At 62.1% G+C, this 14878-nt stretch carries 12 protein-coding genes; 11 read left to right on the forward strand and 1 reads right to left on the reverse strand.

The annotated features are described in order from the left end of the window. The 5 genes from tolA to tilS all read left to right on the forward strand — a co-directional run. Nucleotides 1–688: cell envelope integrity protein TolA (tolA, locus tag QQL79_RS00005; RefSeq protein ID WP_284386708.1), on the forward strand; the 688-nt coding region annotated here is incomplete at its 5' end. 60 nt (nt 689–748) lie between these two features. Further along, the gene (gene tolB / locus QQL79_RS00010) at nt 749–2059 is read left to right on the forward strand and encodes a Tol-Pal system beta propeller repeat protein TolB (RefSeq protein ID WP_284386712.1); all 1311 of its coding nucleotides are present in this window, start codon (nt 749–751) and stop codon (nt 2057–2059) included. 274 nt (nt 2060–2333) lie between these two features. Then, entirely contained in the window at nt 2334–2822 is a 489-nt protein-coding gene (gene pal / locus QQL79_RS00015; RefSeq protein ID WP_113120222.1) for a peptidoglycan-associated lipoprotein Pal, read from the forward strand. Between the two features lie 184 nt (nt 2823–3006). Next, nucleotides 3007–4032, forward strand: a complete 1026-nt coding sequence (ybgF, locus tag QQL79_RS00020) for a tol-pal system protein YbgF (RefSeq protein ID WP_284386714.1) — start codon at nt 3007–3009, stop codon at nt 4030–4032. After that, complete coding sequence (tilS, locus tag QQL79_RS00025) at nt 4029–5291, forward strand: tRNA lysidine(34) synthetase TilS (protein ID WP_284386716.1); 1263 nt, start codon at nt 4029–4031, stop codon at nt 5289–5291. Before ybgF ends, tilS begins: the two co-directional genes overlap by 4 nt. On the opposite strand, the gene QQL79_RS00030 is transcribed toward tilS, so the two are convergent. Then, nucleotides 5288–6241 (reverse strand): ABC transporter substrate-binding protein, encoded by a 954-nt coding sequence (locus QQL79_RS00030; protein WP_284386718.1) that lies wholly within the window; start codon nt 6239–6241, stop codon nt 5288–5290. The two genes, tilS and QQL79_RS00030, sit on opposite strands and share 4 nt — an antisense overlap. A 343-nt stretch (nt 6242–6584) precedes the next feature. On the opposite strand from QQL79_RS00030, the gene ftsH reads away from it, so the two are divergent. From ftsH to QQL79_RS00060, 6 genes are all read left to right on the forward strand, one after another. Next, nucleotides 6585–8516 carry an ATP-dependent zinc metalloprotease FtsH gene (gene ftsH, locus QQL79_RS00035; protein WP_284386719.1) on the forward strand — a complete coding sequence of 644 codons (1932 nt, stop codon included), beginning with the start codon at nt 6585–6587 and terminating at the stop codon, nt 8514–8516. A gap of 133 nt (nt 8517–8649) precedes the next feature. After that, the gene (gene glmM, locus QQL79_RS00040; protein ID WP_284386721.1) at nt 8650–9993 is read left to right on the forward strand and encodes a phosphoglucosamine mutase; all 1344 of its coding nucleotides are present in this window, start codon (nt 8650–8652) and stop codon (nt 9991–9993) included. Nucleotides 9994–10266: 273 nt separating this feature from the next. After that, nucleotides 10267–10992 (forward strand): outer membrane protein, encoded by a 726-nt coding sequence (locus tag QQL79_RS00045; RefSeq protein ID WP_284386722.1) that lies wholly within the window; start codon nt 10267–10269, stop codon nt 10990–10992. 112 nt (nt 10993–11104) lie between these two features. Continuing rightward, the gene (gene denD, locus QQL79_RS00050) at nt 11105–12085 is read left to right on the forward strand and encodes a D-erythronate dehydrogenase (protein ID WP_284386724.1); all 981 of its coding nucleotides are present in this window, start codon (nt 11105–11107) and stop codon (nt 12083–12085) included. Nucleotides 12086–12292: 207 nt separating this feature from the next. Beyond that, nucleotides 12293–13135, forward strand: coding sequence for a DeoR/GlpR family DNA-binding transcription regulator (locus QQL79_RS00055; protein WP_284386726.1), 843 nt, complete (start codon nt 12293–12295; stop codon nt 13133–13135). Nucleotides 13136–13354: 219 nt separating this feature from the next. Beyond that, complete coding sequence (locus QQL79_RS00060; RefSeq protein WP_284386728.1) at nt 13355–14869, forward strand: DUF5060 domain-containing protein; 1515 nt, start codon at nt 13355–13357, stop codon at nt 14867–14869. Nucleotides 14870–14878: the final 9 nt, after the last annotated feature.

The raw sequence follows: 14878 nt of genomic DNA on the forward strand, positions 1-14878 counted from the left end.
GGAGCCAGAGCCTGCTCCCACGCCAACGCCGGAGCCGACACCGGAGCCCGAGCCCGAGCCGGCACCTGAGCCGGAACCAGAACCCACGCCGCAGCCGCCTCAACCGGCCGCGCCGACGCCCGCCGCGCGTCCGAGCAACCTCAATCAATTGCGCCAGCAATTCGCCGCTGCCGAGGCCGAACGCCGCCGGCGCGAGGAAGAGGAACGGCGTCGCCAGGCAGCCGCACAGCAGCCGGCGCCGTCCACGCCGACCCAGTCGCCGCGCCCGCCCCAGCCGTCGCAGCTCGATTCCGCGTTGGCCGACGACATTTCCTCGATCATCAATCGGGACAATTCGACCGGCGCCACGACCGGGCAGGGCGGCTCGCCCTCGCTGGGCGATACCACCGGCACGTCGGCTACGCTCAGCCAGACCGAGATCGGCGCCCTGGTCGCCAAGATCAAGCAGTGCTGGTACCTGCTGCCCAATGAGGAAGCGAGCGGCGCCGAAGTCGTCGTCAATATGCGGCTCAGACAGGATGGTTCGCTGGCCGATGTGCCGCGGATCGTCTCGGTCAGCCAGCAACCCGAAGCCATCGGCATCGCCCAGAAGGCGGTGAGCGCGGTGGCCGGTTGCGGACCCTACAACATGCTATCGGCCAATACTTATGACCAATGGCAGAATATTAACGTCACGTTGCGGCCGTGACATCTTGGAAGCGCCTTTGTCTGGCAGCATTGTCGGCGAACGGCAGGAACGGAGACTGAAATGACCCTTCTCACCCGGCGCAATGCCCTCAAGCTCGGTCTTGCTGGTGGCGTGGCGATGGCCGCCGCGGCCAAGGCCAATGCCCAGCTCAACATCACGGTCGAGGGCGCCAATTTCCGCCCGCTGCCGATTGCCATTCCCGATTTCGCTTCGGCCGATCCCACTTTCGGGCGCGAGATCGCCGATATCGTGCGCAACAATCTGCGCCGCTCAGGCCTGTTCCAGCCGCTCGATCCGGCTTCGCTGCCCGTACAGGTGGGCGATGTGAACGCCACGCCCGATTTCAACACCTGGCGCACCGCCAATGTGGATGCGCTGGTGATGGGCAGTGTCGAGCGCGGCGGGCAGATTTCTTCCTCGGTGCGCGTGTGGGACACGCGGCAGGGGGCCCAGGTCGTGGGCACCAGTTACAATACCGATCCCAATTCCTCGCGCCGCATCGGCCATATCATTTCCGACGCCATCTATGCCAACCTCACCGGGGGTGGCGGCTATTTCGATACGCGCGTGGTCTATGTGGCCGAAAGCGGTCCCAAGGCCAATCGCGTGCGGCGCCTGGCCATCATGGATCAGGACGGCGCCAATTCGCAGTACCTGACCGATGGCAGTTCCATGGCGCTGACGCCGCGATTTTCGCCCAATGGCGATATGCTGACCTATATGAATTTTGCCAGTGGCAATCCTCAGGTCTATCTGCTGCAGCTGTCGAGCGGCCGCCAGCAGCAGCTGGCCGCGGTGGGGGCAATGACCTTTGCTCCCCGTTTCTCGCCCGATGGCGGCACGGTGGCCTTTTCGGTGGAGCAGGGCGGCGCCACCAATATCTATTCGGTCGCCACCGGGGGCGGTCAGCCCATGCAGCTGACCTCGGGCGCAGCCATCGATACCGGCCCCTCCTATTCGCCCGATGGCAGCCGCATCGCCTTTGAAAGCGACCGGGGTGGTTCGCCGCAGATTTATATGATGGGCGCGAGCGGCGGCAACGCCCAGCGCGTCAGCTTCGGCCAGGGCAGCTATTCGACCCCTGTCTGGTCGCCCAAGGGCGATTTGCTGGCCTTTACCCGCCAGTCCGGCGGCCAGTTCAATATCGGGGTGATGAACCCCGATGGCTCGGGCGAACGCATGCTCTATTCGAGCTTCCATGCCGAGGGCCCGACCTGGGCACCCAATGGCCGGGTCATCATGTTCTTCCAGGACCCGGGCGGCAATGACGGCCCGCGCCTGATGAGCATCGATATCTGGGGCCGCAATCTTCTGACTATCCCGACCGATGGCTATGCATCCGATCCGGCATGGTCGGGGCTGCGGAGCTAGGCTCGGCGGGGAAATGACACCAATTGCGGTGTCAACGTGCACAGTCTGTTACCCTTCCGCCGCAAGAGGAGAAGGGCAACAGTGCGTGACTTAACCTTAACGTGATCTGCGGGGCGCCCTGTGGCGGAACTGCACCATCACGAAAAAGCCCGGATTTCCGCCACATTTGTGCCCGGATAGGCAAACATTAACCAGACACGCAAACGCGGTCTTAAGAATAAGCGCGGTAAATGCCGTGCTTAAGATTGTAGCCTTTCAGGAGCCTCCATTGGCCATTTCCGCACCCCTCAACACTGCGTTGCGCGCATTCGCAATGCTGCTCTTCGTCGTCGCGATTGCGGCCTGTTCCCGCACCCCCAATGCGATGCCGACCGGTGTCGGCAATCTCGGTCCGGGCGGCGGCGCGCCGGGCAGCCAGCAGGAATTCCTGGTGTCGGTCGGTGACCGCGTGTTCTTCGAAACCGATTCGAGCAATTTGACCCCGACCGCCATGGCCACGCTGGACAAGCAGGCCGCCTGGCTCAACCAGTATTCGAACTACCGCATCATGATCGAAGGCCATGCCGACGAGCGCGGCACCCGCGAATACAATATTGCCCTGGGCGCCCGCCGCGCCTCCATCGTGGTCAATTACCTGACCTCCAAGGGCGTCAATGGCCAGCGCATCACCAGCCAGTCCTTCGGCAAGGAACGTCCGGTGGCCATCTGTAACGACATTTCCTGCTGGAGCCAGAACCGCCGCGCGGTTACTGTGGTCCAGTAAGACAAAACCGGCCCTGCCGCCTGGCGGGGCCGAAGCGATCCAGTGCAAACTGGAGGCAAGAGCGCCCGGAGCCCTTACTAAAGGACCCGGGCGCTTTCTTTTGACCAAAATTTGTCTTTATTCGCGTGCCTAGCAAAGTTCATGCTGCGTTGCGCAGGCGCGACGTGTTTGGAGGCTGACTGCTTTGACGACGAGTATTGATTTCAAGGCCCGGCTGGCGCTGGCTACGGTGCTGGCCCTCGGGGTTGCGGCCCCGGCCCTTGCCCAGTCCGCATTGCCGGTTTCCCCGCCTGCGCTGGTGGGGCGCACGCTGAGCGATGAAACGCCGCCCGTGCTGGTGGCGCAGGCCAATGATACGGCCCAATTGATGCTGCGCATCCAGCAGCTCGAGGAGCAGATCCGCTCGCTCAATGGCCAGGTCGAAGGCCTGACGTTCCAGCTCACCCAGATGCAGACGCTGGTGCAGCGCCTGAGCGATGACAGCGAAGCGCGGTTCCGGGCGCTCGAAGGCGGTGCGGCGGGAAAACCTGAGGCGGCAACCCAGGAGGGCGGTGCAACGCAGCCCCAGGCGTTGCCGCAGGCCCCAGCCAATGACGAATCCAATGTGCCCATGACCGATATTCCCGAGCAGGGCGTGCAGCCGTTGCCCGGGGAAGCCGAGTTCGACCCCACATTCGATGATGGCAGCGTGCCGATGGACGATCTGGGCAATTCCAGCGACCCGCTGGTGGGCACCGGGCGGACCGGGGGCGTGGACCTGACGACAGGCGAGCCGCTCGATCTCAGCTACGATCCGGCTGCCGGACCATCGGGCAATCCCGATGCCGACGCAAAGTTCCGCGCCGGTTACGAGGCGCTGGCCCGCGGCGACTATGACTTTGCCGAGGATCAGTTCAGCCAATTCATCGAACTTTATCCGGACAATCCGCAGGCTACCGACGCCGCCAATTGGCTGGGCGATGCGCTGTTGCAGCGGCAGGCCTATAGCGAGGCGGCCGATGTTTTGCTCAATGCCTTCCAGAAGGCGCCGGATAGTCCCAGGGCCCCCGAATTGCTGCTCAAGCTGGGCATGTCGCTGTCGGGTGCCGGGGAGCGCGAAACCGCCTGCCGCACCTTTGCTGAAATCGACCGCCGCTATGCCGCGCTGCCCGATGCCGTCAAAGGCAAGCTGGCCGAGGAAAAGACCAAGGCCGAATGCCCGCCCGCATGACCCCAAGCCTTGACGATGCGGCAGGGCTTGACCGGCTCTTTGCAATGGTTGCCGCAGAACAGGCGATCGGGCTGGCGGTGTCGGGGGGCGGGGATAGTCTCGCACTGCTGGTGCTGGCCCAACGTTGGGCCAGTGAGCGCGGGAATGCGCCCCGCTTGCATGTCTATTCGGTTGATCATGGCCTGCGGCCCGAGGCGGCCGCAGAGGTGGCCATGGTGCTTGCAACAGCCAAACGGCTCGGCATTGCGGCAGCCGGACTTAAATGGACGGATGCCAAGCCCGCTGCCGGCTTGCAGGAAGCGGCCCGCGCTGCTCGCTACCGGCTGATCGGGAAGGCCATGGCCAAGGACGGCGTCGATATCCTCCTTACCGCGCATCACCGCCATGATCAGGCGGAGACTGTGTTGATGCGCATGGCCCATGGCAGCGGTATCGAGGGGCTGAAGGGCATGGCCGAAATGGCCAATGTCGAGGGCGTCCGTGTCTGCCGGCCACTGCTCGGCATTGATCCGGCCGCGCTGCGCGCCGTGGTGGATGCGGCGGGGCTCGTACCAGCCGAGGACCCTTCCAATAGCGACGATCATTATGAGCGCGTCCGCTGGCGCAAGGCGCTGCCCCAATTGGCGGTGCTAGGTCTTGACGCGGTGACGATCGGGGTTTTTGCCGAGCGCATGGCGGAGGCCGATGCGGCGATTGCGCAGATGGCCGAGGAACGTTTCGCGACCATGGTGCGGCTCGATGGCTTCGGTTCGGCGCGGATCGAACTGGCCAGTTTCATTGGTCTGAGCCCTGCCGTCTCTGTGCGGGTGCTGGGTCGCGTCCTTAATATTGTGGGGGGTCGGCAAAAGCCTCGGGCGCTGGGGCAGGTCGAACGGCTCCGCCAGTCGATTGCCGATGGGATGCTGCCCAAGTCCACCACGGTTCTGGGCTGTGTCATCCGCCTCAAGGACGATGCGGTGGTTATCGCCCGCGAGCCGGGTCGCGCCGTGCCCGCTGATGCGATCCTTTTGCCCCACGCTGAACTGGTGTGGGACGAGCGATTCCTGATCATCAATGGCTCGGACGAAAGCGGCCTCACCGCCAGCGTCGCGGACTATCTGCCGCGCCACCGGCTGGAAGAATTCCTCGGTTTCAAGGTGACCGCGCCGGCAGAAGCCATCCGCACCGCCCCCATTGTCCGCGACGCGGAGGGGGGCGTGCTGTCGCTGGGCGGCTGGTCGTTCGACGAGCGCATTTCGGTCAAGCTGCTGATCGACTAGGGCCTAAGCTGCAGGTCCTGGGCACTCATCAGCGCCGTGATCATGTTGATGGCCGTGCTCAGCCCTTCATAGGAAATGGCGTAGATTTCCTCACGCGGCAGGATCACATATTGCCCGTTGCTGCAGGCCCACAGCGCTTCGCAATAGCCCTCGATGACCTCGCTCATGCGGGCCCTGGCATCGGCCGGCGTTTCGTTCCGGTCGGCGCGGAACGAGTCAAAGATGATGTCGGCATCGACCTGCGGCAGATATTCGGCGCTGAGCTCGACTTCACTGCCTTCGGCAATGTCGGCGTAGACAGCGGGGAAGGCAAAGCCGGCATCGCGCAGCACGATGCCGAGGCTGCCGAAGGTGTGCAGGACCGAGATTGCTCCATCGGAGCCCGAGATAACCGACACTGTTATGCTGGGCGCGTCGACGAGACGCCGCAATTGGGCGAGCTGGGTGGCATAGCGGGTTTCGAGGAAATCGAGCTTGGCCTGGGTGCCGGTGATTTCGGCGAGCCGGTCATAAATGCCCAGATAATCCGATACCGCAGGATCGAAAACCAGCGTCGGCGCGATCTTTTCGAGCTGGTCGACAGGGGAATCCCGGCTGGCCAGCGTCACGATCAGGTCGGGCTCGGCCTTGGCCAGTGCTTCGATATCGAGGTCATTGCCCAGGAAAACGATGCCGCTATTGTCGAAGTCGACCCCGGTCAGAATCTTGCTGGCGCGAATATAGGGGCCGTTGTCCGAGGGCCGGCCATGGCTCGCGACCGGGAAGACGCCCAATTCAATCAGGGGAACCGAAAGGCGCAGGTCATCGAGACTGGCGATGCGGCTCGGATGGGCCGGGATTTCAACGGTTCGGCCAAGATCGTCCGTGACGGTTACAGTTTCCTGGGCCATGGCGGCCGACAGCATAGCGAGGCACAGAAGGGCGCCCGCAAGGGCCGGAAAAATACGCATGCTCAGTCTCCAAACGTCCTCCCGCGCTCTGTTTAGATTTATGATCCATATAGTCAAGTTTAACTTGGCGAGGTGGTGGGGTTGGGGCGCCCCACAACAGTCCGGCACAAGCGGTGGTGGGGAGCAGATGTCGAACATGGAGGGGATGTGCGGAGATGCACTCCGCCGAAATCCCTGTGGAACTTTCCACTCCGCCACCGCGTATTAACCCAATCGCGACATTATGACTGGACGGAGCGCCCAAAGGACAGCAGGTCTTGCCCTTGTAACGCCCCAATGCCGGACATACATTCGGCCTTACTGCTGGCCGGGTCATTTGGCCGGCTTCTCCGGGACAGGATTGATGAACGGAAACTTCCGCAACTTCGCCATCTGGCTAGTCATACTCTTCATGCTGATGGGCCTGTTCCAGGTCTTCCAGTCGTCGACCCGCTCGATTTCGGTCTCCGACAAGAGCTACAGCCAGTTCGTTACTGATGTGGAAGCCAGCCGCGTCCAGTCCGTCACCATCACCAATAATGTGGTGTCGGGCGTGCTCAATGACGGTACGCGTTTTGAAACCGTCTTGCCCGATGGCGCTGACGTGATCAGTCGCCTCGAAGACAAGGGCGTGTCGATCACCGCTCGCGCCCCCGAATCGAGCCCGTTCTGGTCGATCCTGCTCAGCTCCTGGCTGCCCTTCATCGTCATCATCGGCGTGTGGTTCTTCTTCATCCGGCAGATGCAGGGTGGCGGCCGTGGCGGCGCGATGGGCTTTGGCAAGTCGCGCGCCAAGCTGCTCACCGAAACCCATGGCAAGGTGACGTTCGAGGATGTCGCCGGTGTGGACGAAGCCAAGCAGGACTTGGAAGAAATCGTCGAATTCCTGCGTGATCCCGGCAAGTTCCAGCGTCTGGGCGGCCGTATTCCGCGCGGCGTGCTGCTTGTGGGCCCTCCGGGTACTGGTAAGACGCTGCTGGCTCGTTCGGTCGCCGGCGAAGCCAATGTGCCCTTCTTCACCATTTCGGGTTCGGACTTTGTTGAAATGTTCGTCGGTGTCGGCGCGTCCCGCGTGCGCGACATGTTCGAGCAGGCCAAGAAGAATGCGCCCTGCATTATCTTCATCGACGAAATCGACGCCGTCGGCCGCCAGCGTGGCGCGGGCCTCGGCGGCGGTAACGACGAACGCGAGCAGACCCTCAACCAGTTGCTGGTCGAGATGGACGGCTTTGAAGCCAATGAAGGCATCATCCTGATCGCCGCCACCAACCGTCCCGATGTGCTCGATCCCGCCCTGCTGCGTCCGGGCCGTTTCGACCGTCAGGTCGTGGTGCCGAACCCCGACGTGTCGGGCCGCGAAAAGGTGCTCAAGGTTCACGTCCGCAAGGTGCCGCTGGCGCCCGATGTGGATCTCAAGGTTCTCGCCCGTGGTACGCCCGGCTTCTCGGGTGCTGATCTCATGAACCTCGTCAACGAGGCGGCCCTGATGGCGGCGCGGCGCAACAAGCGTTTCGTCACCCATGCCGAGTTTGAAGACGCAAAGGACAAGATCATGATGGGCGCCGAGCGCCGCACCATGGCCATGTCCGAGGATGAGAAGAAGCTGACTGCCTATCACGAAGCCGGCCACGCCATCATCGCGCTCAAGGTTGCGGGCATCGACCCGATCCACAAGGCGACGATCATTCCGCGCGGCCGCGCCCTGGGCATGGTCATGACCCTGCCAGAGAGTGACAGCTATTCCTTCTCCCGCGAAAAGGCCCTGGCGCGCCTGACCATGCTGTTCGGCGGCCGCGAGGCCGAGATCATCAAGTTCGGCCCGGAAAAGGTCACCAGCGGTGCTTCCGGCGATATCCAGATGGCGACGAGCCTCGCCCGTTCCATGGTCATGGAATGGGGCATGAGCGAGAAGCTTGGCCGCGTCCGCTACAAGTCGAGCGATCAGGAAGTGTTCCTGGGTCACTCGGTGACGCAGTCGACCAACATGTCGGACGACACCGCGCGCATCATCGACCAGGAAGTGCGCAAGCTGATCGAGGATGGCGAGGCTTCGGCCAAGGAAATCCTCACCACCTATCACGACGAGTGGGAGGCGATCGCGCAGGCCTTGCTCGAATACGAGACGCTGACTGGCGATGAATTGCGCGCTCTGATGGAAGGCAAGCAGCCGGTTCGTCCGGACGATAACGGCCCTGCTGCGCCCAAGGCATCGGGTGTGCCCTCGGCCGGCAAGTCGGGCAAGAAGCGCCCCGATGCACCGCCGGAAGGCGGGCTGGAGCCGCAGCCGGGCAGCTAAATGCCACCGGAACAGTTGGAAAGGTCGCCGCAAGGCGGCCTTTCCGCGTTTACTGTGCACCGCTATTTGCGTTAAGCGCTGTTAAAGGTTGCACGCTAAAACTATTCGCTCGAGACGAGTGCGAGGACAGATCATGGTCAGGAAGTATTTCGGCACCGACGGTATCCGCGGGCTTGCCAATGGCAGCAAGCTGACCCCCGAACTGGCGATGAAGGTCGGCATGGCCGCTGGCACCAAATTCGTTCGCGGCGATCATCGTAATCGCGTGGTGATCGGCAAGGATACCCGCCGTTCGGGCTATATGATCGAAACGGCACTGACCGCCGGCTTTACCGCCGTGGGTATGGATGTCTATCTGCTCGGCCCGATGCCGACGCCGGCCGTTGCCATGCTGACGCGTTCGCTACGCGCGGATCTGGGCGTTATGATCTCGGCCTCGCACAATCCCTATGACGACAATGGCATCAAGCTGTTCCGGCCCGATGGCTACAAGCTCAGCGACGAGCTGGAGCTGGAAATCGAACGGCTGATCGAAAGCGACACGTCCAAGTTGCTGGCGCATGGCATGAATATCGGCCGCGCCTATCGCGACGAGGAAGCCCGCACCCGCTATGTCGAATATGCCAAGCGCACGCTGCCGCGCAATATCGATCTCAGCGGGCTGCGGGTGGTGCTCGATTGCGCCAATGGTGCCGCCTATAAGGTTGCCCCGATGGCGCTGTGGGAATTGGGCGCTGAGGTCATCACCATCGGCGTCGAGCCCGATGGCTACAATATCAATCACAAGGTTGGCTCCACCGCTCCGGACGCCGTGGCCGCCAAGGTGCGCGAGATGCGCGCCGATATCGGTATCGCGCTCGATGGTGACGCCGACCGCGTCATCATCATCGACGAAAAGGGCAATGTGGTTGATGGCGACCAGTTCATGGCCGTGATCGCCCAGAGCTGGATGGAGCGCGAAATGCTGGTGGGTGGCGGAATCGTCGCCACCGTCATGTCCAATCTTGGCCTGGAGCGCTATCTGCTCTCGCTGGGGTTGACGCTGGAGCGCACCCAGGTTGGCGACCGCTATGTGCTCGAAGCCATGCGTAGCAAGGGCTTCAATGTCGGTGGCGAACAATCGGGCCACATCATCCTGTCCGATTTTACCACGACGGGCGATGGCCTGGTGGCGGCGCTGCAATTGCTGGCCGTGCTCAAACAGCAGGAACGGCCGATCTCCGAAATCTGTGCGCGTTTCGAAAAAGTTCCCCAATTGCTGCGCAGCGTCAAATTCAAATCCGGCAAGCCGCTGGAGCATAAGCAGGTCATTCAGGCCATTGCCGATGGTCAGGCCATGCTCGGCAAGGGCGGGCGCCTGGTGGTCCGCGCGTCGGGCACCGAACCGGTTATCCGGGTGATGGGCGAGGCCGATGATGCGGCACTGGTTTCGACCGTCGTGGGGCAGGTCGAGGCGGCAATTCTGCAGGTCGCCTGAGGCCAACGGCCCAAGAGTTTCAATCCCGTGCCAGTATGGAGTCATTTCCGCGAAAGCGGGAATCTCCGCTTAACGCTGCCTCCTAGGTAAACAGAGATCTCGCTTTCGCGGGACAAACCTGGATGTCGTCTGCGTAACGCCCTGCAATGACTGTCAGATCCCGCCCATTATACTGACGTTAGGGTTAAGTCTTTAGGTTAATCGGGCTTTAAGGAAATTGTCCGATATTTGCCAACAATCGACTCGTGTCGTGGCAACCCAAGGACGAAATTCATGAACAAGCTCATCGCTGCGGTCATGGTGGCAGGAGCCGCTATTGTGGCGGCCCCGGCGCTGGCAGCCGACATGCCCTATTATCCGCCCATCGAGATTCCGGATGTAGATTATGGGGTGCAGGGCGCCTTTTACTTGCGCGGCAGCGCTGGTGTGAATGGCCTCTGGGCCAAGGAAGTCAACCACCCCAGTGGCGTTCCGGATACGGTGTTCGCCACGGACGATTGGGGCTTCGGCTATTCGGTCGGCGCGGGCGTGGGCTACGAAACCGGCACGGGTCTGCGCTTTGACGTCACCGCCGACTATCTCGGCAATGACGAGCTTTCCACCACCATTGCCGGCTCGGCCAACCTGGCCAATGGCCAGCACAAGCTGTCGCTGCGCTCCACGATCCTCCTGGCCAACGCCTATTATGACTTCGGTCTGGGCGGCGGCGGTTACGGCGCTGCGGGCGGTGCCTTCGGTTATGTCGGCGCCGGCGCTGGTGTGGCCTTCAACGACATCATCACCAACGGCCCAGGCGCGCCCGACACGCGCGGTGACAATACCAGCTTCGCGGCCGCCGGTATGGTTGGCGTTGGCTATGATTTCGGCCAGGTAGTCGCCGATATCGGCTATCGCGCCCTCTACATCAATTCGGTTGCCAATGACGCGCCGGCTTATCCCTATAGCCTCGACAATGTCTGGGCTCACGAAGTGCGCGGCACGGTTCGCTATCGCTTCTAGGCGGCATCTGACGGCAATAATCTGAAATCGGCGTCCTCGGGCGCCGATTTTTTTCGTCCGAATTGCCAGAATCGCCCCTACCATGCTGCGAAGCGACCAGCAGGAGGATGGCATGAAGGTTTTGGTGATCGGGGCGGCGGGCATGGTGGGCCGCAAGTTGACGGCGGCGCTGCTGGCGGCAGGGCAGGTGGGTGGTCAGGCCATCGAGAGCCTGGTTTTGGCCGATATCATTGCACCTGCAAAACCGGCCGCGGATATCGCCATCACTACCCTCGCAACCGACCTCTCCGAGCCCGGTGCTGCTGCAGCCCTGGCTGCGGCCAGGCCTGACCTGATCTTTCATCTGGCGGCAATCGTGTCCGGGGAAGCCGAGGCCGATTTTGAAAAGGGCTATCGTATCAATCTCGATGGTACGCGGTTCCTGTTCGAGGCCATCCGGCTCGAAGGCGCAAAAGGCCCCTATCGGCCGCGGTTGGTTTTTACCTCATCCATCGCCGTTTATGGTGAGCCGCTTCCCGCCGTGATCGGCGATAGCCACGAGCACACACCCCTCACCAGCTACGGCACACAAAAAGCCATTTGCGAGCTGTTGCTCGCCGATTATTCGCGGCGGGGTTTTCTCGACGGCGTTGGCATCCGTCTGCCCACCATCGCCGTCCGTCCCGGCAAGCCGAACAAGGCGGCATCCGGTTTCTTTTCGGGGATCATCCGGGAGCCGCTGGCAGGCATGGAGGCAATCCTGCCCGTCGAGGAGAGTGTCCAGCATTGGTTCGCCAGCCCCAGGGCGGCGGTTGGCTTCCTGCTGCATGCCGCGCAGATGGATACCGCGCCGCTGGGACAGCAGCGCAGCCTGACCATGCCGGGCCTGTCCGTTACCGTCGCTGAGCAGATTGCGGCGCTTGAGCGCGTTGCCGGTCCTGCGGCCGTCGCACTGATCCGCCGCCAGCCCGACGCCGTCGTCGCCAAAATCGTGGCCGGCTGGCCACGGGCTTTTGACGCACAACGAGCGAGCCAGTTGGGGTTCCGAGCCGAAACCAGCTTTGACGAGATCATCCGCATCCACATTGCGGACGAGCTGACGCCGGGGAACTAGCCAGGGCCCGCAAATTTGCTGAATCATTTCTTTTGATGTCGATTTCTGCTGAATTATCTGGCGAGATGACTGCGAAGCGGTCGCGGGCTGGACGGAGGTCGCATGTGGCCAAGCCGGAAATCCCCTGTTTTCCTTGGATCGCGTGGTGCGGGCGTTTCCAATTGCTGGCGTTTCATGTAGGCCAGAGGTCAGTCGAGGGAGTGCGATATGCCTGACAATGCGAACCAATCTGCGGATCGGACGCGTCCCGGGCGGCGTAAGGGCGCAGAAGCGCCCCGGGTCTCGCTGCTGGCCGAGCCGCGGCGCATGAAAATTCTCGAATGGCTGCAGGAAGAGGGCAGCGCCAGGGTGCGCGATCTCTCGGCGGCGTTCGGCGTGTCCGAAGCGACGGTCCGCCAGGATCTGGAGCGGCTCGAGCTGGAAGGCCATGTGACCCGCGAGCATGGCGGCGCTTTCCTGAAGTCAGTGGCCCAGCAAGTTCAGTCCATGTCGCTGCAGCATATGGAAAACATCGACAGCAAACGGCGCATTGGCCTGCTGGCTGCCGGCATGGTGCATGACTACGATTCGATCATCATCGATTCCGGTTCGACGACCACCGCCTTGGCGGATAATCTCGTGGCTCGACAAGGGCTTAATGTCGTCACCAATGCCCTCAATATCGCGCTGCTGCTTGGCGCCAATCCGACCAATACCGTGCATATGCCGGCCGGGCAGTTCAAGGCGCCGACCCTGTCGCTGAGCGGAGAAAAGTCGGGCGAATTCTTCGAAGGCATCTTTGTCGAAACGCTGTTCCTGGCCACCGCAGGCATTTCCTTTGAAGCGGGGCTGACCTATCCGGCCCTGGGCGACATCTATGTCAAAAAGGCCATGATCAAGGCGGCCTCGAAGGTCGTCCTGCTGGCCGATTCCACCAAGATCGGCCGCACTTCGTTTTCCTCGCTCGGCCAGGTGGGTCTGGTGCATACCCTGATCACCGATGCCGGTATTGCCGATGCCGACAGGGCGCGCTTCGAGGCGCTGGGCATTGTGGTGATGATCGCGTCCTAGGCGCTTTTTCTCTCGATTCGGAGCCTGGCCGTGCAGCGATTGCAGCGGTCCGTTCGGTTTGCGCCCGAAGCAATTGCGCTCGTCAGCGGAGCTTGACAGTTTGCCGGCAACTTGCTCTATAAATCGCAATATTCGATAAAATTCGAAAATCGATGAGCAAGAATGCTCGCGGCGGGCCTATTGCCGGCCGGCGGAGACATCTTGCGTGGGAGAGAGCATATGACCGATCAATCCGTCGCCAAATGGGATGTTTATGAAGCCAGCTTCAGCGGGCCGGCTGAAGGCAACCCATTCATTGATGTGGCGTTCGAAGCCGATTTCTCGCAGAACAGCCGCAAGGTGCGGGTGCCGGGTTTCTATGACGGGAACGGCGTCTACAAAATTCGCTTCATGCCCGACAATGAAGGCGCCTGGAGCTTCGTCACCAAATCGGCCACCCCGGCGCTGGATGGCAAGACCGGCAACTTCACCGTAACGGCCGCGCGCAAGGGCAATCACGGCCCGGTCAGCGTCGCCAACAAATTCCATTTCGCCTATGCCGATGGCACCCCGTTCCTCTCCTTCGGCACCACCTGCTATGCCTGGACGCACCAGCCGCTGAGCGAGCAGCAGAAGACGCTCGATACGCTCAAGGCCGCCCGCTTCAACAAGATGCGGATGGGTGTGTTCCCCAAGGACTATCCCTATAATGTCAATGAGCCGCTGCATGACGTCTACCAGCGCGGCGCGGATGGGAAGCTTGATTTCGACCGGCCCAATCCCGAGAGTTTCCGGCATTTCGAAAATCAGGTCGCGGCATTGGGCGAGCTTGGCATCGAAGCCGACATCATCATGCTGCACCCCTATGACCGTTGGGGCTATTGCGACATGAGCCCGGAGCAGGACTACCGCTATTTCGCCTATCTCACCGCGCGCTTGGCCGCTTATCGCAATGTGTGGTGGTCGCTGGCCAATGAATATGACTTCCTGCTCGACACCAAGCCGATGGCGCAGTGGGACCGCTACTTCCATATCATCGAGGAAAACGACCCCTATAATCATCTTCGCTCGATCCACAATGGCGATCCGGCCGCCAATTATGACCATCGCAAGCCATGGGTCAGCCATGTCTGCATCCAGCATTGGGATGTGAAGCGGACCGGGGAATGGCGCGAGGCCTATGGCAAGCCCGTGGTCAATGATGAGCCGGAATATGAGGGCAATATCATCCAGTCCTGGGGCAATATCTCGGCGCAGGAGCTGACCCATCGATTCTGGATTACCACGCTGCGCGGCGGCTATGCCGGGCATGGGGAGACCTTCAGCCATCCCGAAGATCTGATCTGGTGGGCCAAGGGCGGCGAATTGCGTGGTGAGGCCTGGAAGCGCATCGGCTATTTGCGGGACCTCCTGGAGCAGGACGCAACTCATGGCCTCGAGCCGCTCAACAAGGACGGCACGTTCCCCTGGAACCGCATTTCGGGTTCGCGCGATGGCGATGTGACCTGGATCTATTTCGGCGAGCATCAGCCGGTGATCTGGGCCGGTGGCCTGCCGCAGGACGATCGCAAATATGAGGCCGATATCATCGACACCTGGAACATGACGGTGACGCCGGCCAAGATCGTATCAGCACCGGAAAACCACCCAACCCGCCATGGCGCGGTGCTCCGCCAGCGCAAGCCCGATGCGGCCTTTGCCGTGGAATTGCCCGGCAAGCCCTATCTTGCCCTGCGCGTCCGCCCGCTGGACTAGACGCGCTTG

The organism is Devosia yakushimensis, assembly GCF_030159855.1.
In the GTDB taxonomy this organism is placed as follows: domain Bacteria; phylum Pseudomonadota; class Alphaproteobacteria; order Rhizobiales; family Devosiaceae; genus Devosia; species Devosia yakushimensis.